The organism is Cardiobacteriaceae bacterium TAE3-ERU3, assembly GCA_019218315.1.
Classification (GTDB): domain Bacteria; phylum Pseudomonadota; class Gammaproteobacteria; order Cardiobacteriales; family Cardiobacteriaceae; genus JAHUUI01.
In genome coordinates this window covers 417,947-436,464 of sequence record JAHUUI010000003.1, presented here as the reverse complement: position 1 = coordinate 436,464, position 18,518 = coordinate 417,947, and the positions used below count along the sequence as shown (strand labels likewise).

The 18,518-nt window shown below is 52.0% G+C and carries 21 protein-coding genes and 1 tRNA gene; 19 read left to right on the top strand and 3 right to left on the bottom strand.

Annotated features, from left to right (window positions below):
• Nucleotides 1-6: 6 nt before the first annotated feature.
• Nucleotides 7-660 (top strand): SGNH/GDSL hydrolase family protein, encoded by a 654-nt coding sequence (locus tag KRX19_08355; protein MBV7435033.1) that lies wholly within the window; start codon nucleotides 7-9, stop codon nucleotides 658-660.
• Between the two features lie 8 nt (nucleotides 661-668).
• Here KRX19_08355 and KRX19_08350 read toward each other — a convergent pair whose 3' ends face one another.
• Entirely contained in the window at nucleotides 669-1,547 is an 879-nt protein-coding gene (locus KRX19_08350) for a fructosamine kinase family protein (GenBank protein MBV7435032.1), read from the bottom strand.
• A gap of 95 nt (nucleotides 1,548-1,642) precedes the next feature.
• Here KRX19_08350 and KRX19_08345 point away from each other — a divergent pair, with 95 nt between their 5' ends.
• Nucleotides 1,643-2,227: an alkylmercury lyase family protein gene (locus KRX19_08345; GenBank protein MBV7435031.1), complete on the top strand. Its 585-nt coding sequence runs from the start codon at nucleotides 1,643-1,645 to the stop codon at nucleotides 2,225-2,227.
• On the opposite strand, the gene KRX19_08340 is transcribed toward KRX19_08345, so the two are convergent.
• The gene (locus KRX19_08340; GenBank protein ID MBV7435030.1) at nucleotides 2,214-2,900 is read right to left on the bottom strand and encodes a 7-cyano-7-deazaguanine/7-aminomethyl-7-deazaguanine transporter; all 687 of its coding nucleotides are present in this window, start codon (nucleotides 2,898-2,900) and stop codon (nucleotides 2,214-2,216) included. The two genes, KRX19_08345 and KRX19_08340, sit on opposite strands and share 14 nt — an antisense overlap.
• Nucleotides 2,901-3,039: 139 nt before the next feature.
• On the bottom strand, nucleotides 3,040-3,858 hold the full coding sequence (dapD, locus tag KRX19_08335; protein ID MBV7435029.1) for a 2,3,4,5-tetrahydropyridine-2,6-dicarboxylate N-succinyltransferase: 819 nt from the start codon (nucleotides 3,856-3,858) through the stop codon (nucleotides 3,040-3,042).
• 335 nt (nucleotides 3,859-4,193) lie between these two features.
• On the opposite strand from dapD, the gene KRX19_08330 reads away from it, so the two are divergent.
• From KRX19_08330 to nqrE, 17 genes are all read left to right on the top strand, one after another.
• Entirely contained in the window at nucleotides 4,194-6,521 is a 2,328-nt protein-coding gene (locus tag KRX19_08330) for a DUF4040 domain-containing protein (protein MBV7435028.1), read from the top strand.
• Nucleotides 6,521-6,967 (top strand): Na(+)/H(+) antiporter subunit B, encoded by a 447-nt coding sequence (locus tag KRX19_08325; GenBank protein ID MBV7435027.1) that lies wholly within the window; start codon nucleotides 6,521-6,523, stop codon nucleotides 6,965-6,967. Before KRX19_08330 ends, KRX19_08325 begins: the two co-directional genes overlap by 1 nt.
• On the top strand, nucleotides 6,964-7,374 hold the full coding sequence (locus tag KRX19_08320) for an NADH-quinone oxidoreductase subunit K (protein ID MBV7435026.1): 411 nt from the start codon (nucleotides 6,964-6,966) through the stop codon (nucleotides 7,372-7,374). The genes KRX19_08325 and KRX19_08320 overlap by 4 nt, the downstream gene beginning before the upstream one ends.
• A complete protein-coding gene (locus KRX19_08315) occupies nucleotides 7,371-8,834 on the top strand; it encodes a hypothetical protein (GenBank protein ID MBV7435025.1) in 1,464 nt (487 codons plus the stop codon). The genes KRX19_08320 and KRX19_08315 overlap by 4 nt, the downstream gene beginning before the upstream one ends.
• Nucleotides 8,834-9,187 carry a Na+/H+ antiporter subunit E gene (locus KRX19_08310; protein MBV7435024.1) on the top strand — a complete coding sequence of 118 codons (354 nt, stop codon included), beginning with the start codon at nucleotides 8,834-8,836 and terminating at the stop codon, nucleotides 9,185-9,187. The genes KRX19_08315 and KRX19_08310 overlap by 1 nt, the downstream gene beginning before the upstream one ends.
• Nucleotides 9,184-9,474 (top strand): hypothetical protein, encoded by a 291-nt coding sequence (locus KRX19_08305; protein ID MBV7435023.1) that lies wholly within the window; start codon nucleotides 9,184-9,186, stop codon nucleotides 9,472-9,474. Before KRX19_08310 ends, KRX19_08305 begins: the two co-directional genes overlap by 4 nt.
• On the top strand, nucleotides 9,471-9,818 hold the full coding sequence (gene mnhG / locus KRX19_08300) for a monovalent cation/H(+) antiporter subunit G (GenBank protein ID MBV7435022.1): 348 nt from the start codon (nucleotides 9,471-9,473) through the stop codon (nucleotides 9,816-9,818). The genes KRX19_08305 and mnhG overlap by 4 nt, the downstream gene beginning before the upstream one ends.
• Before the next feature lie 58 nt (nucleotides 9,819-9,876).
• Nucleotides 9,877-11,268 carry a Na+/H+ antiporter NhaA gene (gene nhaA / locus KRX19_08295; protein ID MBV7435021.1) on the top strand — a complete coding sequence of 464 codons (1,392 nt, stop codon included), beginning with the start codon at nucleotides 9,877-9,879 and terminating at the stop codon, nucleotides 11,266-11,268.
• 3 nt (nucleotides 11,269-11,271) lie between these two features.
• Nucleotides 11,272-12,627: a phosphoglucosamine mutase gene (gene glmM / locus KRX19_08290; GenBank protein ID MBV7435020.1), complete on the top strand. Its 1,356-nt coding sequence runs from the start codon at nucleotides 11,272-11,274 to the stop codon at nucleotides 12,625-12,627.
• On the top strand, nucleotides 12,620-13,345 hold the full coding sequence (gene tpiA / locus KRX19_08285) for a triose-phosphate isomerase (protein MBV7435019.1): 726 nt from the start codon (nucleotides 12,620-12,622) through the stop codon (nucleotides 13,343-13,345). Before glmM ends, tpiA begins: the two co-directional genes overlap by 8 nt.
• Nucleotides 13,342-13,731 carry a preprotein translocase subunit SecG gene (secG, locus tag KRX19_08280; protein MBV7435018.1) on the top strand — a complete coding sequence of 130 codons (390 nt, stop codon included), beginning with the start codon at nucleotides 13,342-13,344 and terminating at the stop codon, nucleotides 13,729-13,731. The genes tpiA and secG overlap by 4 nt, the downstream gene beginning before the upstream one ends.
• A gap of 8 nt (nucleotides 13,732-13,739) precedes the next feature.
• A tRNA-Leu gene (locus KRX19_08275) sits at nucleotides 13,740-13,825 on the top strand.
• Between the two features lie 44 nt (nucleotides 13,826-13,869).
• Nucleotides 13,870-15,219: a Na(+)-translocating NADH-quinone reductase subunit A gene (locus KRX19_08270; protein MBV7435017.1), complete on the top strand. Its 1,350-nt coding sequence runs from the start codon at nucleotides 13,870-13,872 to the stop codon at nucleotides 15,217-15,219.
• Nucleotides 15,220-15,222: 3 nt separating this feature from the next.
• A complete protein-coding gene (locus KRX19_08265; protein ID MBV7435016.1) occupies nucleotides 15,223-16,374 on the top strand; it encodes an NADH:ubiquinone reductase (Na(+)-transporting) subunit B in 1,152 nt (383 codons plus the stop codon).
• Nucleotides 16,358-17,179 carry a Na(+)-translocating NADH-quinone reductase subunit C gene (locus KRX19_08260; protein ID MBV7435015.1) on the top strand — a complete coding sequence of 274 codons (822 nt, stop codon included), beginning with the start codon at nucleotides 16,358-16,360 and terminating at the stop codon, nucleotides 17,177-17,179. The genes KRX19_08265 and KRX19_08260 overlap by 17 nt, the downstream gene beginning before the upstream one ends.
• 24 nt (nucleotides 17,180-17,203) lie before the next feature.
• Nucleotides 17,204-17,893: an NADH:ubiquinone reductase (Na(+)-transporting) subunit D gene (locus tag KRX19_08255; protein MBV7435014.1), complete on the top strand. Its 690-nt coding sequence runs from the start codon at nucleotides 17,204-17,206 to the stop codon at nucleotides 17,891-17,893.
• A 9-nt stretch (nucleotides 17,894-17,902) separates the two neighbouring features.
• Complete coding sequence (nqrE, locus tag KRX19_08250) at nucleotides 17,903-18,514, top strand: NADH:ubiquinone reductase (Na(+)-transporting) subunit E (protein ID MBV7435013.1); 612 nt, start codon at nucleotides 17,903-17,905, stop codon at nucleotides 18,512-18,514.
• Nucleotides 18,515-18,518: the final 4 nt, after the last annotated feature.

Here is an 18,518-nt window from a genome sequence, read left to right as displayed (position 1 = left end):
AATACGATGAATCAGAAAGTCATTTTATGCTACGGCGATAGCAATACCCACGGCATGACGCCAATTGCCGATGCACTTGCGCCGGTGCGTGGTCGTTATGGTCGTGATGTACGCTGGCCGGGTGTGGTGCAAAAGCTGCTGGACGATGCGGTTGCCATCATCGAAGAGGGTTTGCCGGGGCGTACAACTTGCGTGGATGACCCTATCAAAGGTGCGCCAAAAAACGGACTCACTTATCTGCGCCCATGCCTCGACAGCCATTTCCCGATTGACATCATTGTACTGATGCTCGGTACCAACGACCTCAAAGCGCACTTTGCGCGTAGCCCCGAAGACATTACCGCAGGTATTGAAACCTTGCTCGACGGTATCACCGAGGCACAAATTGGCAGAGACGGTAAACAACCGAAGATCTTGCTGGTCGCGCCACCGCCAATTCTGGAAATCGGCGCAGAAGAATCGGCATTCAAAGGTGGTGCGGAAAAATCACGCCATCTCGCTGCACTGTATGCTGCGATTGCCGAACGCCGCGGCTTGGCATTTTTTGACGCTGGTTCAGTAATAGAAGTATCGACTGTGGACGGTATCCATTTCGAGCCGGAAGCACATCAGCGCTTGGGTGAGGCACTGGTGCAACAACTCGATAGTATGATGGCTTAATACTTGTTCTAAACGAGGCTGTGAATCGCATTTCTGACCGCACCGAGATAACCACGACCAAACAGGTTCAAATGATTGAGCAGGTGATAGAGGTTATAGACTGTGGCGCGTTGCTCAAAGCCGTCAGTGATTGGGTTGATGCTGTGATAACCGCGGTAAAAGTCCTGCGGAAAGCCGCCGAATAGTTGCGTCATGGCGAGGTCGGCTTCGCCGTGGCCATAGTAGGCGGCAGGGTCGATAAGTACACCGTCACCGTCTGCATTAATCATTGCATTGCCTGACCACAAATCGCCGTGAATCAGTTGCGGGCGTGGTGGTGGGGTGATGTAGCGCTCCAAGGTGGCGATAAGTTGTTCGCCTTTGCGGTGTGTTTCCGCATCAAGCGCAGTGCGGGCTTTATCGAGTTTTGGTTGCAGGCGCTGTTCGGCAAAAAAGGTGATCCAGTCGTCGTGCCATTGGTTACTTTGTGGGTTGTCGCCAATTTGATTGCCAGTTTCCCAGCCGTATTGTATTGCGCTGTGTTCTAAATGCAGGGTGGCGAGCCGCGCACCGAATTGTGCCCATGTGTCGCGGTGCGGTTGGCCGCTGGCGATGTATTTCAAGACGAGAAATGCAGATGTGTCATTTTTGCCCAAAGCCAGCGGTTCGGCGACAGGTATGACGTTACCGGCAGCGAGTGCTTGCAGGCCGGCGGCTTCGTTACTGAAGCTATCGAAACGGTCCGCGGTATTTTGTTTGATGAAAAATCGCTGGCCGTCTTCAAGGGTATATACGGCGCTGTCGTGAATGCAGCCGCCACTGGCGGTAGTGCGTTTATATTGTGGCTGCTCAATGCCACTTAATGCTGCGAGTGCTGCGTCAATATCTTTGAAAACGGGCAGGCTCATTTCTTGATCCATCTGTGAGTAAGTTACAGACAATACTGCCCAATGGCTTTTTACGCAATCTAGATGTTATGATATAACGTTTTGAAAGGTGATTTATGTACCGAATGTTGATTGATGAGGTGGCGGCGCTGGATGACGGGCATAAGCAGATGCTGCTTGATGGTTATCGGTGCTTGTTTAGCGACAGGGTGATGGCGCAGGAAGAAATAGCGGAATTGGCCGCAGCGTTGCCGTACGTGGTGTGTGAGGCGGGGCAGGTGATGGCGATTTTCGGGCTTGATCGCCGCCCGTGTGCGCACCAGTTGACCATAAATGGGGTACGCCGTTATACGTGGTGCATTTGGGACGCTTTTTTTATTGCCGAAGCACTGGGCGAAGATGCGCTAATTGAAACGGTTGATCCGGTTAGTCAGCAGTCGCTGTCAGCGCAGTTTGTGGCCGGTCGTTGGCAAGTAGAAGGGGCATTATGGGCAAGTTTTCCGGTGCAGAAGAACAGCGGCGCAGCGCTGCGTAGTGCGTTTTGCCGCTTTGTGCATTTGTTTGCCGATCATGGCAATGCGCTGGCGTATCAGCAAATGCACGGCTGCGTACCCGAGCCAGTATTTGTGCTGTTGGCGCGTAGCCGTGAGATGGCTGTGGCAATGCAGCCATCCCAGCAAAAGGTAATCAGGACTGCGTGACGTATTGCTGCTTCGGTGCTGCCGCTTCCAATGCGGTGAGGCGGCGGGTGAGGTAGCGCAGCAGTAGGCCGTAGGCAGGTAGGAAGAACAGAGCGCAAATAATCAGCTTCCACATGTAATCCACGACGCCAATTTCTACCCAGTTTGCAGCCATGAACGGGTCACTGCTTTGGTAAAACGCGATGAGGTAGAACACAGCGGTATCCACGGCATTGCCGATCACGGTTGAGGCGGTTGGGGCGACCCACCAACGGCGATTTTGGCGCAAGCGGTTAAAGACGCCGATATCGAGTAACTGACCAGTGATGTAGGCGGCAAAGCTGGCAATGGCGATACGCGCAACGAAAGTATTGAGCGTGGTCAAAGACGAGAGATCAGTGAAGCTGCCGTTTTGGAACAGCACCGAGACGACGTAGGAAATGATCAGCGCCGGGAACATGACAAAAAAGATGATTTTGCGTGCCAGTGGTGCGCCAAAGATGCGTACGGTGAGGTCGGTGGTGAGGAAGATGAATGGGAACGTAAACGTGCCCCATGTGGTTTGCAGGCCGAAGACTTCCACCGGAAACTGGACGAGGAAGTTGCTGGCAGCAATTACGGTGATGTGCCAGAAAGAGAGCCACAATAGGGCTTTTTGCCGCTGGGCGGCAGTGAATTGGTATTTATTTGTCATTGGGGTACCTAGTTTTTTTATGTGGGCGGCATTGCGAACCACGGGGCGGCGCATCATAGCGCTTTTTTTAATTAAGTCAAATGAAAACGGCCACCGTACTGGTATGCGGTGGCCGTTTGTTTGCGGGTTTTGATGTGAATCAGGCGCCGCGTAGCAGTTCGTTGATGCTGGTTTTGGCGCGGGTTTGGGCGTCGACTTGTTTGATGATGACGGCGCAGTAGAGGCTGTGCGAGCCGTCTGCAGCAGGTAAGCTGCCTGGTACGACGACGGCGCCGGCCGGTACGCGACCGCGAGTGATCTCACCGGTTTCGCGGTTGTAGATTTTGGTGCTTTGGCCGATGTAAACGCCCATTGAAATGACAGCACCTTCTTCGACGATAACGCCTTCGACGATTTCTGAACGCGCACCGATGAAGCAGTTATCTTCAATGATGGTTGGCGCAGCTTGCAGTGGCTCAAGCACGCCACCAATGCCAACGCCGCCGGAAAGGTGTACGTTTTTACCGATTTGCGCGCATGAGCCGACGGTTGCCCATGTATCGACCATTGTGCCTTCGCCGACATAAGCGCCGATGTTGACGTATGACGGCATCATTACCACGCCTTTGCCGATGAAGCTGCCACGGCGTGCGACTGCCGGCGGAACGACGCGGATGCCCTCGCGGCGGAAGTCTTCTTCGCTGTGGTTGACGAAGCGGCTGTCGACTTTGTCGAAGTAGTTGGTGTAGCCGTGCTCGATGATGTCGTTGTCGTTCAAGCGGAAAGAAAGCAGTACGGCTTTCTTTGCCCATTCATTCACTTGCCAGCCATCAGCTGTTGGCTCGGCGACACGCAGTTCACCAGATTCGAGTTGTGCGAGAGTATCGTTGACGGCGTCGCGCAGCTTGGCGTCTGCGTTGTCCGGGGTGATCTCAGTGCGGTTGTCAAAGGCTTGTTCGATAAAGTTTTTCAGTTCCATGTGTTTGCCCATAATGGTGTTCAAAGGGCGGCATTATATAGTACTGCTTGTTTTTTGGCTGCTGTGCTGGTGCGTTGTATCGGGGGAGTTGATATTTTGCGGCGTGGCTATCATAAGTTGTTGTGGCGGTTATTGCTGGTAGACCTTAATCGAAAGGTAAGGTTACCGTGATGCAATGGCTGTTATCATGCGCCCCTTTTTATCATTTTTCATAATAAAGCCAAGCGGATGTGGCGGTAAGTAGCTGTATGTTGAATACAATCCGCGTTTAAAAAATGATTGTTTTTTGTTGGCATTTTAGTCGTGCAGCTTGTTTGTAACAGAGAGGTTGACCCGTGGCAACAGTGGATTCCCGTTTATATGGCTCGCCTTTATCGGCGCCGGAAAAGTGGTTGTGGTGCATGTTTCCGCTGTGTGGGCTGGCAGTGGTGCTATGGCTGTGGTCGGGCTACGAATCTGCTTATACGCTGAGTTATTCGTGGTTTACGGCGATTGATTTGCCGCTGGTACTGCGCGTGGACGGGCTGGCGCTGCTGATGCTGTCCTTAATTTACGGCGTGGGGTTGGCGGTGTTCGTTTATGCGGGTGCGTATCTCGATGGGCATCCGCAGTTGCGGCGTTTGTACGTTTTGCTCACCGCATTTGCACTGGCGATGACCGGCTGCGTACTGGCTGATCATTTGCTGCTGCTGTTTGTGTTTTGGGAATTGACCAGTGTGCTGTCGTTTTTATTGGTCAGCTTTGACGGCTTCAATAAGCAGGCGCGGCAGTCGGCACGGCAGGCGATGCTGGTGACTGGTGCGGGCGGTTTGTGCTTGCTTGGCGGCGGATTGTGGCTGTGGCAATTGGCGGGGACGGCACGCCTCAGTGAGTTGGCAGAAGTGTTACCGACGATGCTTGATATGCCGTTGCTCAAATGGGCGGTGCTGCTGGTGATGCTCGGGGCGTTTACCAAGAGTGCACAGTTTCCGTTTCAGTTTTGGTTACCTAATGCGATGTCTGCACCGACGCCTGTATCGGCATATTTGCACTCGGCGACGATGGTCAAGCTCGGGGTGTATTTACTGGCGCGCTTTGATGCAGGGCTGGATAGCTGGACGTTCTGGCAGTTTTCACTGGAGGCGATTGGCTCGCTGACGGCCGGCTGGGGCATGATGCTGGCGCTGCGTGAGCGCGATTTGAAGCGAATTTTGGCGTGGTCAACAGTGGCGACGCTGGGCACGATGGTGGTGATGATCGGCTTGCCGGGTACGTATGCTGCGCTCGGTGTGGTGACGCTGCTTGTGGCGCATGCCTTATATAAGGCACCGTTGTTTTTTGTTGCCGGTAACGTCGATCACGGCTCGGGGACGCGGGTGATTGATCGCCTTGGCAAGCTGCAGCGCAAGATGCCGTGGACGGCGCTGGTGGCAATGCTGGCCGGTCTGTCGATGGCGGGTGTGCCGTTGTCTTTGGGGTTTGTCGCGAAAGATGTGCTGGGTACGGCGAAGGCGGTGCAGGATACGCTCTTCCTGACTGTGGCTGCGAACACGGTGTTCAGCGCGATTGCGGTGGCTGTGGCAGGCGTCGCGGCAGTGCGGATTTTCTGGCAGCATCCGGGCGAGAATGTGACGCCTGCGACGGCGCACGAGGTAGCTTGGCCGATGCGGATTGCGCCGCTGGTTATTGCGCTACTGGGTTTACTGCTCGGGATGTTCCCGCAATGGATTACCTCACATTTGCAGGCCGCCGCGCAGGCAATTCAGCCGCTAGATACGGTGTTCGCAAGCGTGCGATTTGACGCTGAAGTCTTGCGTTCCGCTGCGGGAACGGTGGTGATGACGCTGCTGCTTGGCGCAGCGGTATTTTATGGCTGGGATCGCTTGCATAACGGATTCGAGCGTGTGTTGCATTGGTTGCCAAATTGGGGCGGTGCGGCGGTTTATCAGCGCATTGTGGTGCGGATTCCACGCTGGAGTGCGGCTGTGACGCGGCGTTTACAGCATGGGGCGCTGTCGGACTATACGCTGTGGCTGGTGGGCTTTACTACGCTGGCATTGGGGACGGCGCTGCTGTGGACGGCGTGGTACGGGCGTGGGCTGGTGTTGCCGTCGTGGTCGTCGTTGTTGGTGCAGCCGGATGCTGGTGTGGCTGCTGCGGTAGCGTTGCTCACTTGCGGTGCAGTGCTGACGATGGTGGCGAGTCGCCCGGTTTTGCTGCTGTTGGCGTCGGGGCTGGTTGGTTATGGCTCGGCGCTGCTGTTTTTGTTTCTCGGGGCGCCTGATGTGGCGCTGACCCAGTTTGTGGTTGAAACGATTTTGGTGATTGTGATGGTGTCGATCCTGATGTTGTTGCAGCGTAGCGGCGTTGATTATTACCACGAGCGCCGTCGCGCCGAGAAGCGGCCGCTGACTTTGCTGCTGGCGCTGTGTTTTGCATCGGTGATGACGTTGGCATTGCTGCTGATGCTGGCATTGCCGTTTGATACGCAGTTGTCGGACTTTTTTGCTGAACAGAGCTATACGGCTGCGCACGGCCTCAATGTGGTCAACGTTATTTTGGTCGATTTCCGCGCAATGGATACTTTTGGTGAAGTGAGTGTGCTGTTGCTGTCGTTATTGGCGGCGTGGCCATTGCTCGCGGGGCTACGCGCCCGGGTGCAAGCTAGGCAGGAGGCGAATTGATGCGTAATCATGAACGGATTGTGTTGCTGGAAACGATTGCCCGTCCGCTGTATTGGCTGGTATTGCTGATGGCGCTGGTGGTGCTGTTGCGCGGTCATAATGCTCCGGGCGGCGGCTTTATTGGTGGTTTGCTGGCGGCGTCTGCGAGTATTTTGTGGGCGCTGGCCTTTTCTGCGGCCGCAGCACAGCGGCGTTTGCCGCTTGGCAGTCCACTCAAGCTGGCAGCGGTGGGGCTTTTGTGTGCGGCAACAGCCGGTTTGCCTGCGCTGGTGTTGGGCAAGGCGTTTTTGTTCCATTATTGGGGCACGTTGCCGCTTGGCTTCACCGATTATGCGATTTCGACGGTGTTGCTGTTCGATGCGGGTGTGTTTTTGTGCGTGTGGGGTGCGGTGAGCGGCTATGCGCTGGCGCTGATTGACCTTGGGCGCGAAGGAGGCGAGCTATGACGCTGCTATTGGTGTTTGCATTTTGGATCACGCTGGTCGCAGCGGCGTATCTGATGCTGTGCCGTGAAGCGCTGCGCGTGGTGATTGGCTTGATGCTGTTCGGTAATGCGGTCAATTTTGCGCTGTTACTTGCTGGTCGCCTGACTTTACTCGAACCGGCAGTGATGGAAGCGGGGGCAGAAGTTTTATCGCCATCGGCAGCAAATCCATTGCCACAGGCGCTGGTGCTGACCGCGATTGTGATCGGCTTTGCGTTGACCTGCTTTGCCGTGGTGCTGATGATTGAATTGATCAAGCGCCAGCGCAGTGATGATGTGGATCGTTGGCGCGAGGCTGAGCCGCACAGCGAAGCGGCGCATGAGCCTGTGCTGGCGCGCGACTGTTCGCCGCAGCGGGGTGAGTCATGATGCTGTGGTTGGTGATGCCAGTACTGTTGCCATTGCTGACAGCGGCGCTACTGGTGCTACTGCGCAATCGCGCCAGTATGCAAATGGCGGTGTCGCTGGTAGCGGCTGTGGCTATGTTGCTGGTTGCGGTGGTGTTGCTGTCGCATGCCGATGCTGCGCCACAGGTAGCATTCGGTGAATGGCCAGCACCGTACGGGATCGTGTTCGCGGTTGATCGCCTCAGCGCGGTGATGTTGGCTGTGACTGCACTGATGACATTGGTCACGTTGGTGTATATGTGCGCTGATCTTGGCGATGCGCCGCGCCATCCGCTGTTGCTGTCGTTGCTGTTTGGCATGATTGCCGGCGTGAATGGCGCATTTCTCACCGCTGATATTTTTAACTGGTACGTGTGGTTCGAGGTGATGCTGATTTGTTCGCTGGGGCTACTGGCGATCGGGCAACGCGGTGCGCAGCTCGACGCGGCGTTTAAATACATGGCACTGAATTTGCCGGGCACGCTGCTGATGCTGTTTGCGGTGGCGATGGTCTATGGTGCGACCGGGCAGCTCAATTTTGCTGCGCTGCACGAGGCGCAGGCGCCGTTGCCGCAGGGAACGGGGATGTGGCTGCTGGCGCTGCTGGTGATCGCATTTTTGGTTAAAGCCGGGGCTTTTCCGGTGTTTGCGTGGTTGCCTGCGTCCTACCATACTTTGCCGGTGCCGCTGCTGGCGCTGTTTGCCGCGCTGCTGACCAAGGTCGGTGCTTATGCACTGCTGCGTATTCTGGGTGAGGTATTTCAGCCAGATATTGCCCTGGTGCAAGAGGTGCTTGGTTGGCTGGCGGTGGCGACGATGGTGTTTGGTGTGATCGGTGCAGCGTATCACTGGGACATGCGCCGGATTCTCGCGTTCCATATTATTTCGCAGATCGGCTACATTTTGCTTGCGGTGGCGCTTGGCGGGGTGCTGGCTGACGCGGCGGGAATTTTTTATATCGTTCACCATATTATCGTCAAGGCCAATTTGTTCCTGATCGCGGGGCTGATTTGCGCTTATGCCGGTAGTCATGATTTGCGCAAGATTGGCGGGCTGTACAACGCGAAGCCGTGGTTGGCGCTGCTGTTTGCGGTGCCAGCGCTGTCGTTGGTGGGGATTCCGCCAATGTCCGGTTTTTGGGCGAAACTACTGCTGTTGCGCGAGACGATTGCCACTGGCCATGTGTGGTGGACGGTGGCAGCACTGCTCGTGAGTGTATTGACGATGTACTCGATGATGAAAATCTGGCTGGAAGCATTCGTTAAGGCGCATCCAAATGCGGCTGAAGAAGGTTTGTGGCAACCGCGCGCAGTGTCGCGCCCTGCGCCTGCGGTATTGGCGGTGGTGATACTGGCAGGATTGACGCTGTGGATCAGTGTGTGGCCACAAGCTCTGTATGGCTTTGCACAGGCGGCCGCCGAAGCATTGGCAGGAGGGCCGTGATGGGTAAAAGTTATGCCGCAGTGCTGTTGTTGCTGCGTTTTGTACAGGTTTTGCTGGCTTCTGGCGTTGGTACGCTGTTGATTATTCTGCGCTACTGGCGGCGGCGTGATGCTTTGCCGGAAACGGCTTTTGTACGCCTTGAAATCACGCCGATGAGCGAGCGCGGTGCGGTGATGATGGCGGCGATGATTACGCTGACACCGGGCACGACCACAATCCATATTGATATGGAGCATCACGAGTTATTGATTCATGTACTCGATGCGCGTGATTTGGCGCAGACGGTTGCCGATATTCGCCGAGATTTTGAGGCGCCTCTGGCAGTGCTGTGCGGTACAGGGAGGGAGTCATGACGATAGTTTATGCGGTAGCAGTAGTGGTGATTTTAGCAGCCATGCTGTGTGCGGTGGTGCGCGTGGTGCTGGGGCCGCGGGATATTGACCGCGTGATTGCGCTGGATGTTTTGCTGGCCGCAGCGGTGATGCTGTGTGTACTGGCTGGTTTGATGAGTGGGCGCGGCGTGTTTGTCGATGTGGCAGTGGGGTTGGCATTGGTGGCATTTATTGGCACAGTCGGCTGGGCACTGATTTTGGAAAAAAATGCACGGCGCAACGCGCGTGACGAGGAGGCGCAGTCATGATGACGGTATTGGCCGCTTTATTGCTGTTGTTAGGTGCGCTGGTGTTGCTTGCGGCGGCGCTAGGGCTGCATGTCTTGCCCGATGCACTGTCGCGGCAACATGCAGCAACGATGGCGGCAACGTTGGCAGTGATTGTTACTGCATTGGGTGCTGGTGTGATGGCGGCATCGTGGGGTTGGTCGCTGCGCCTGTTGTTGATTGTGGTGTTCATGCTACTGACTTTACCGGTTGCGTCGCATATGTTGGCGCGGGCGGCAGTTGCAGGTAAGGGATTGATTGCACAGCGTGATCACAAGCAGGTGGCGCGTTTTTTGCGCCATCAGGACGACAAGCCGACGCGGTGAATAAATTGAAGCTGCAGGGTATTGTCGGTATCATAGTTCGATTATTTTGAGGATATTCATGGCCAAGCCTTTTCAACGTAAAAAATACCGCAGTGAGGATGCAAATTCCTGGGAGCGTACTTTCGGGCGTCTGATGACACCGTTTGAAAGCTTTGTGCAAAGCAGCTCAGGGAGTGGTTTGCTGCTGATTGCATGTACGACGCTGGCGCTGATTGTTGCCAACTCACCATTGTTTGGGCCGTACCAGCATTTGCTGCATGAAAAATTGACCCTGACGTTCGGTACACATGAAGTGTCGCTGACTTTGCACCATTGGGTTAATGATGGTCTGATGGCGGTGTTTTTCTTTCTTGTTGGGCTGGAAATCAAGCACGAAATGATGGTCGGTGAGCTGTCCTCTTTCCGGCAGGCACTGTTGCCTATTGCTGCAGCAATGGGGGGGATGGTCGTACCGGCGCTGATTTATGTTCTGCTCAATCTTGGTGGCGAGGGCATTAATGGTTGGGGCGTACCGATGGCGACGGATATTGCTTTTGCCATTGCAGTATTGGTGCTGCTCGGTAATCGCGTCCCCGCAGCATTGATGACGATTCTTGTCGCGTTGGCGATTGTCGATGACCTTGGCGCGGTACTGGTTATTGCGCTGTTCTATACCGATTCACTGGACTGGTCGATGCTGATTGCAGCACTGGGCTGCTTTGTCTTCATGATGGTTATGAACCGCTCGGGTATCCGCCAGGCGTGGACGTATGGTTTTATTGCGGTCATTATGTGGTTTTTCATGCTCTTTTCCGGCGTCCACGCGACGATTGCCGGGGTGCTGGCGGCGCTGGCAATTCCGGTTAATTCTGTGTACAACCCTGATGAGTTCAGCCGTGATGCACGTAAATTGCTGGATAAATTCGATGTTTATCGTCAGCGTGAACGGGCATTTGTTTCGGCAGATAATCTCAATAGTGTGTTGCACACGCTGTCGGTTGGTATCCACAAGGCAGAGACACCGTTGCAACGCCTTGAGCATGGTTTACAGCATATTGTTTATTTTTTGATTATTCCGCTGTTCGCCTTCTTCAATGCGGGTGTGCCGATAGCGGTAGATGAAATCGGTGATGTGTTCCAAAACGGTGTGCCACTAGGCATTATCTGCGGCCTGATGATGGGTAAAACGCTGGGCGTCTCATTGGCGATTACACTTTGTGCCAAATCTGGGGTCGCCAAGTTACCGGAAGGAATGAACTACCGACATGTGGTCGGGATCGGTATGTTGGCCGGGATTGGTTTTACGATGTCGATCTTTATCGCCGAGCTGGCCTTTAGTGGCCAGAGTGATGTACTGAATGAAGCCAAAATTGCCATTTTGTTCGCATCAATGGCAATGGGCGTGCTGGGTTATATTTGGCTGCGATTTGTTGCTGGTGGCCCGAATGTTAACAATAAAATAGGGGGCTAGAGTATGGCAGGATCAAGGCAGTATTTCGGTACTGATGGCGTGCGCGGAAAAGTCGGTGAATTGCCGATGACGCCAGAGTGGGTCATGCACCTTGCTTGGGCGGTCGGTAAAGTATTAAACGACCAAGGCTATGGCGGTGAAAAAGTTATTATCGGTAAAGATACCCGTATTTCAAGTTATATGTTTGAAAATGCGATTGTATCAGGGCTGTCAGCGGCCGGAATGGACGCGCATCTGCTCGGCGTGATGCCAACCCCGGGGATCGCTTATTTCACTAAGACATTTCATGCGGCTGCTGGTATCGTCATCAGTGCTTCACACAACCCTTATCACGATAATGGTGTGAAGGTTTTTGCCCGTGGCGGCTATAAGCTCAATGATGATGCTGAGCGGGAGATTGAGCGCTATCTGGAGCAGCCGGTGAAAGTTGTTCCATCAGCACAGCTTGGTAAAGCCTACCGGATTGATGGCGCGCGTGAGCGGTATATTGAATTCTGTAAAAACGCCATCCCGACGGGGCTGCCTTTTGAAGGCTTGAAGATCGTTGTCGATTGTGCGAATGGCGCTACTTATGCCATCGCCCCGGATGTTTTTCGTGAGCTAGGCGCAAAAGTCGTTGTCATCAATAACCATCCAGATGGTTGTAACATCAATGCGGGTGCTGGCTCTACACATCCTGAGTCCCTGCAGCGCAAGGTTCGCGAAGAGCAAGCAGATGCAGGTATGGCATTTGATGGCGATGGTGACCGAGTCATTATGACTGATAGCCGTGGTCAAGTGCTCGATGGCGACGTCATTCTCTATATTATTGCCAAGTATCGTGCGTGGAAGAAAGAGCCGCTCAATAATGTTGTAGGCACCTTGATGACGAATCTTGGTCTCGAAAAAGCATTTGCCAAGATGGGTATCACGCTGCACCGAACCAAGGTTGGTGACCGCTACGTTTTGGAAAAGCTTAATGAGCTTGATGCACGAATTGGCGGTGAGAACTCTGGTCATATTATTTGTTTGGATCGTAACTCAACCGGTGATGGTATTGTTGCGGCACTGCAGGTGCTGGCAGCGATGCTTGAGATGAATAAGTCGCTCGTTGAGCTGACGTCTGATCTGCACCTTACGGCCCAAGTGATGAAAAATATCCACGTAGCGAACCGGGCAACAGTGATGGATAAACCTGCAGTGAAAGAAGCTGTTGACAAAGCAACGGCTGAGCTGGGTGATAAGGGAAGAATATTGGTAAGGCCTTCAGGTACTGAACCCAAAGTAAGGGTGATGGCGGAAGGGGATGATGAAGATTTGATGCGCAGTGTTGCGGAAAAGCTCGCTGCGGTAATTCAGCAGGAGGATAGTAATGCGTAAGGTAATGGCTGCGGCTAATTGGAAAATGAATGGTAATCGCGAACTGGTACAAAAGTTTGCTGATGAAAACTGGCAACGCGACGGAGTTGAAGTGGTCTTTGGATTGCCCGCAACGCTGCTTAGCTTGGCGCACGAGAAAGGCTTGGGCAAGCTTGCAGGCCAAGACGTCAGTGCACATGAGTCTGGCGCGCATACTGGTGAGCTTTCTGCTGCGATGCTGAAAGAAGCAGGGTGCGCATACGCCATTATCGGGCACTCGGAACGCCGTAGTGATCACGGTGAAGACGAAGCGCTGTTGATTGAAAAATGGCGTCAATTAAAAGCGGCGGGGCTTGGCGTGATTTACTGTATCGGTGAATCAGAATCAGCTCATGATAACGGTGAAACTGCAGCTGTATTAAGAGCACAGTTGGAACCAATTCTTGAAGCAGATTTGCTTGATGAGCATACGGTGGTTGCATACGAGCCAGTATGGGCCATTGGTACTGGCAAGGCTGCAACGCCTGAGTACGCTCAAAAAGCACACCAAGAAATTCGTCAGATTGTCGCTGAAAAACATGCTAAAATAGCGAATTCCTTGCGTGTTCTGTACGGAGGCAGCGTCAAACCCGATAACGCTGCCGCATTAATTGCGGCTGAAGATATCGATGGATTTTTGGTTGGTGGTGCTTCTTTGGATACGCAGTCATTCACTGGAATTATTGAGGCAATGTTATGAGTGTCACCATCGCTCAAGTAATATTTTTGGTTGTAGCGATTGCGCTAGGGGTGATTATCCTCCTGCAGCAGTCAAAAGGTGCGGGCATGGGGGCTTCTTTTGGCTCTGGTGCTTCCGGTACGGTATTTGGTGCAAAAGGCTCCGGGTCATTTCTTTATAAAATGACCCGCGTTTTGGCAGCATTGTTTTTTGTCAGTGCGTTAAGCTTGGGTTATTTGCAAAATAAAGCAGCCAATCAGGACAGCATTTTTGTTAATAATGCTGCTGCTGAAAAAAAAGTTGAAGCAACTGTTGACGTACCCCCTCCGAGTACGGATAATAGCGCACCTGCTTCGAATACCGAAGTTCCTGGGCCAGCGCCAAGCTTGCCTGCGGAGCAAAAATAAAACGTTTAGCCGACGTGGTGGAATTGGTAGACACGCTATCTTGAGGGGGTAGTGAGCATAGCTCGTGCGAGTTCGAGTCTCGCCGTCGGCACCAACACGATAACAACTTTGTTACGTCTGAGGTAAGGTATTATAAGCATGATATCCATAAAAAAAGGTATCGACCTTCCTATATCAGGAACCGTCGAAAACACCGAAATTCACGAATTCACGTCCCCCGCCAATGTAGCCGTTCTAGGTGATGATTTCATCGGTTTAAAACCCACGATGAATGTCGCTGAAGGTGATCATGTCGATGTGGGTGATACTCTTTTTGAAGACAAGAAAAATCCTGGCGTAATTCTCTGTGCACCAATTTCTGGCACAGTTGAAGCCATCGAGCGTGGTGAGCGCCGTAGATTGCTCTCAGTCGTGATCAAGCCCGACGGTAATGACGGTTTGAAAACATTTGACGCATTTGATGATCAGGCGCTGGCCAGCATCAAGCGTGAAGATGTCGTTGAGCGTTTGCGACTCGCAGGAATGTGGCCAGTACTACGTTCACGACCATTCAGTAAGACACCTGCACTTGATGCAAAACCGCATTCTATTTTCGTCAATACCATGGATTCTAATCCTCTTTCCTTTGATCCGCTTATTGCGCTAGAAGGAAGAAGTGATGACTATATTGCAGGGTTGAAGGTCCTTCAGCATCTGACTGATGGCGCTGTGCATGTATGCCATAAGCCTGGCGTACAATTGCCAGATGCAAATCTCGAACGCGTACAACAGCATGCCTTTGGTGGTATTCATCCGGCTGGGCTGGTTGGCACGCATATTCACTTTATTGATCCAGTCAGCATGGAAAAGCATGTCTGGCATATCAAACTGCAGGATTTGCTCGCAGTAGGCAAGTTATTCCGTGAGGGTGTGGTTGATAATCGCCGTATTGTTGCCATCGCAGGCCCTGGTGTTCGCGAACCAAAACTCATTCGAGTCATTCGTGGTACTGATGCGCACGCTTTACTCGAAGGCAATTTAAAAGAAGGCGAGCAGCGCGTTATCTCTGGTTCTGTCTTTGCCGGACGTAAGCTCGAAGAACAAACTTACTTTTTGGGTGGCTATGATCAGCAGATCTCAGTGCTGCCTGAAAGTGGTAATGTCGAGTTTCTTGAATTCGTTCGTCCCGGACTTAACAGCTACTCGCGGACACGCGCCTATTTAGGTCATTTTTTGAAAGGCAAAAAACTGCCTTTTACCACGGCTGTACAAGGTTCGCCACGGGCAATTCTTCCTTACGGTATCCATGAAGATGTCACTCCAATTGATATTTTGCCAGTTTTGTTACTTAAGGCTTTAGCCGTTAAGGATACTGACTCGGCAGTTAAACTGGGTGCTTTGGAACTCGATGAAGAAGATATTGCGCTTTTGACCTATGTCGATCCGGGTAAAAATGATTTTGGAGCGATTTTGCGCGAAAACCTGACGCAGATTGAGCAGGAAGGCTAACAAATGTCATTATATAAAATATTGGAAAAAATGGCTCCGACCTTTGAGAAGGGCGGCAAGCTAGAATATTTCTATCCGCTGTATGAGGCAGCAGCAACCATTTTCTATAGTCCTGATTACAAGACAGCGCGTCCTTCGCATGTCCGTGATCCGATTGACTTCAAGAGAGTGATGATTATCGTCTGGGCTGCAGCTATCCCAGCGATGATTTTTGGTTGGTATTTTGTCGGCTTACAGGCGCAGCAAGCGCTGAATGTCGAGTGGAGTATTTGGAATACCTTTTGGTATGGAGCAAAACTGCAATTACCTATCTACCTCGTGGCGTTTGCTGTCGGGGGATTTTGGGAAGTGTTGTTTGCGCTGATCCGAAAACATGAAATCAGTGAGGGCTTCTTTGTTACCTCTATTCTATTTTCGTTGATTTTGCCAGCCTCTATACCGCTATGGCAGGTTGCCTTGGGTATCTCTTTCGGCGTCATTATTGGTAAAGAAATTTTTGGTGGTACTGGCCGTAACTTCGTCAACCCAGCACTGACTGGGCGTGCATTCTTGTATTTCGCATATCCTGCACAAATCTCAGGTGACCAAGTTTGGGTAGCCGTCGATGGCTATTCAGGTGCGACAGCACTCTCCAAGGCTGCAAGTGACGGTATGAAAGGAGTTACTGAGCAGTGGAGCTGGTGGGATGCATTCATTGGCAATATCCCAGGCTCAATTGGTGAGACTTCTACATTGGCAATTTTGTTGGGCGCATTCATTATCGTAGCGACTGGCGTTGCATCTTGGCGGATCATCGTAAGTGTCTTCGCAGGTGGCGCAGCAACGGCATTATTGTTTAATGCTATTGGCAGCGATACCAACCTGATGTTTGAAATGCCATTCTGGTGGCACTTCGTCCTTGGGGGCTTTGCCTTCGGTGCAGTATTTATGGCGACTGATCCAGTTTCTGCATCGGTGACCAACAAAGGACGCTATATCTTTGGTTTCTTGATTGGTGCGATGACGGTATTGATCCGCGTGGTTAACCCGGCATTCCCTGAAGGCATTATGTTGGCAATTTTGTTTGCGAACATTTTTGCTCCGATCATTGACTATTTTGTGATGAATGCGAACATCAAACGTCGCAAGGTGAGAACCCATGTCAAAACAAGCTAATTCAAACTTTGCGGTATTTCGTTTCGCCGCAATTATCTGCCTGGTATGTTCGCTGGTCGTTTCTGCAGCAGCAGTGTCTTTGCGTAGCATTCAGGAAAAGAATGCACTGAACGAAAAGCGCATCAATATCTTGATCGCAGCGGGGCTCGCGGAAGCGGGCAAAAAAATGACTGCTAAAGAAATCGAGGAGCGCTTTGAAAAAATCACTCCAGTCGTAGTTAATCTTAAATCTGGTGAGTTGGTTTCAGATAAAGACCCTGCAACTTACGATATGTATCAGGCTGCAGAATCTAAAGATGAAGGCAAAGCGTTAACGAATGACCCGGCCAACATCAAGCGCATTGCAGAAGATGGTTCGGCTTACCTGCTAATCGAAGATGACAAAATTGCTCGTGTGATTTTGCCGGTGCAAGGTTATGGTCTGTGGTCAACCATGTATGGATTTACTGCATTGAGCTATGAAGATGAGGGCGATCATGCAACGATTAAAGGCCTGACTTTCTACCAACAAGGTGAAACACCAGGACTGGGCGCTCGCATTACTGAGCCTGCTTGGCAGGCAGAGTGGGATGGCGTTAGCCCTTATGACGATCAAGGTAAGCCAAGAGTTGAAGTAGTCAAGAATGCCAGCCCAGATAAAGATTGGCAGGTTGATGCTATTTCAGGAGCAACCCTGACCAGCCGTGGCGTACAGAACTTGATGAACTTCTGGTTGGGTGAGCAAGGCTATGAGCCTTTCTTGCACCGTATCCAAGAAGGTGAAATCACTGCAGAGACGGTCAAAGAAGCTGGGAATCGCTCTTAAACGATATCATCGTGAGGAATAACTATGAGTAGCAAAGAGTATAACTATCGTCGGATATTGCTGACCCCGATATTCGATAAGAACCCAATTGGGCTGCAAGTGCTGGGTATTTGTTCGGCATTGGCAGTCACGGGTAATATGAAGACAGCCTTTTTGATGTCTTTGGCATTGACTACGGTAACGGCATTTTCGAATTTGTTTGTCAGTATGATTCGCAAGCAGATCCCGAACAATATCCGTATTATCGTGCAGATGACAGTCGTCGCATCGCTGGTTATTTTGGTTGACCAAATGCTTAAGGCATTTGCATTTGAATTATCCAAGCAGCTTTCAGTATTCGTTGGTCTCATTATCACCAACTGTATTGTTATGGGTCGTTTGGAAGCTTATGCGATGTCTAATCCTCCATTGCCAAGCTTCTTGGATGGTATTGGTAACGGACTTGGCTACAGCGTACTTTTGCTGGTTGTCGGTACGATTCGTGAAATCACCGGTAGCGGCACTTGGTTTGGGCTGACTGTTTTGCCTACAGTGCAAGACGGTGGTTGGTATTATCCAAATGGCCTCATGTTGTTGCCACCTAGTGCGTTCTTCCTCATTGGTCTGTTGATTTGGGCATTGCGTACATGGAAGCCTGAGCAGGAAGAAGAGCGTGATTATCAGCCAGCTAAAGCGACCAAGCCACTTGTTGGCGGTCACCCGGCGCATCAATAAGGGGGCGACATGGAACATTACATTAGCTTATTTGTTAAATCGATATTTATCGAGAATATGGCACTGTCCTTCTTTTTGGGCATGTGTACATTCCTCGCTGTATCCAAGAAAATCCCGACGGCAATTGGTTTGGGTGTAGCTGTCGTTGTCGTACAGGCAATCACAGTTCCAGCCAATAACTTGCTTTATCAGTTTTTGCTTAAAGACAACGCTATTTTGTGGCAGTGGCTGAACATTGACGTCAACCTCAGCTTTTTGGGATTGATTGCCTATATTGGTGTAATCGCCGCGTTGGTGCAGATTCTTGAAATGTTTTTGGATAAATACGTTCCTGCACTTTACGCAGCTTTGGGTGTGTTTTTGCCATTGATTACGGTTAACTGTGCAATCCTCGGTGGATCACTGTTCATGGTTGAGCGTAACTACAATTTCCCTGAATCTGTCGTCTACGGCGTAGGTAGCGGCGCCGGCTGGGCATTGGCGATTATTTTACTTGCAGGTGTTCGTGAAAAAATGCGCTATGCCGATATCCCTAAAGGTCTTGAGGGATTGGGCATCACATTTATTTCAGCTGGCCTGATGGCGATCGGCTTTATGTCGTTCTCCGGTGTACAACTTTAAGGGG

Bases quoted from the DNA above. Each gene is read 5' to 3' on its own strand.
- KRX19_08340 (MBV7435030.1), bottom strand. From the start codon at position 2,900: ATGACAAATAAATACCAATTCACTGCCGCCCAGCGGCAAAAAGCCCTA.
- KRX19_08320 (MBV7435026.1), top strand. From the start codon at position 6,964: ATGACGCTGCTATTGGTGTTTGCATTTTGGATCACGCTGGTCGCAGCG.
- KRX19_08315 (MBV7435025.1), top strand. From the start codon at position 7,371: ATGATGCTGTGGTTGGTGATGCCAGTACTGTTGCCATTGCTGACAGCG.
- dapD (MBV7435029.1), bottom strand. From the start codon at position 3,858: ATGGAACTGAAAAACTTTATCGAACAAGCCTTTGACAACCGCACTGAG.
- secG (MBV7435018.1), top strand. From the start codon at position 13,342: ATGAGTGTCACCATCGCTCAAGTAATATTTTTGGTTGTAGCGATTGCG.
- KRX19_08265 (MBV7435016.1), top strand. From the start codon at position 15,223: ATGTCATTATATAAAATATTGGAAAAAATGGCTCCGACCTTTGAGAAG.
- KRX19_08355 (MBV7435033.1), top strand. From the start codon at position 7: ATGAATCAGAAAGTCATTTTATGCTACGGCGATAGCAATACCCACGGC.
- nqrE (MBV7435013.1), top strand. From the start codon at position 17,903: ATGGAACATTACATTAGCTTATTTGTTAAATCGATATTTATCGAGAAT.
- mnhG (MBV7435022.1), top strand. From the start codon at position 9,471: ATGATGACGGTATTGGCCGCTTTATTGCTGTTGTTAGGTGCGCTGGTG.
- KRX19_08350 (MBV7435032.1), bottom strand. From the start codon at position 1,547: ATGAGCCTGCCCGTTTTCAAAGATATTGACGCAGCACTCGCAGCATTA.
- KRX19_08270 (MBV7435017.1), top strand. From the start codon at position 13,870: ATGATATCCATAAAAAAAGGTATCGACCTTCCTATATCAGGAACCGTC.
- KRX19_08325 (MBV7435027.1), top strand. From the start codon at position 6,521: ATGCGTAATCATGAACGGATTGTGTTGCTGGAAACGATTGCCCGTCCG.
- tpiA (MBV7435019.1), top strand. From the start codon at position 12,620: ATGCGTAAGGTAATGGCTGCGGCTAATTGGAAAATGAATGGTAATCGC.
- KRX19_08305 (MBV7435023.1), top strand. From the start codon at position 9,184: ATGACGATAGTTTATGCGGTAGCAGTAGTGGTGATTTTAGCAGCCATG.
- KRX19_08310 (MBV7435024.1), top strand. From the start codon at position 8,834: ATGGGTAAAAGTTATGCCGCAGTGCTGTTGTTGCTGCGTTTTGTACAG.
- KRX19_08255 (MBV7435014.1), top strand. From the start codon at position 17,204: ATGAGTAGCAAAGAGTATAACTATCGTCGGATATTGCTGACCCCGATA.
- glmM (MBV7435020.1), top strand. From the start codon at position 11,272: ATGGCAGGATCAAGGCAGTATTTCGGTACTGATGGCGTGCGCGGAAAA.
- nhaA (MBV7435021.1), top strand. From the start codon at position 9,877: ATGGCCAAGCCTTTTCAACGTAAAAAATACCGCAGTGAGGATGCAAAT.
- KRX19_08345 (MBV7435031.1), top strand. From the start codon at position 1,643: ATGTACCGAATGTTGATTGATGAGGTGGCGGCGCTGGATGACGGGCAT.
- KRX19_08260 (MBV7435015.1), top strand. From the start codon at position 16,358: ATGTCAAAACAAGCTAATTCAAACTTTGCGGTATTTCGTTTCGCCGCA.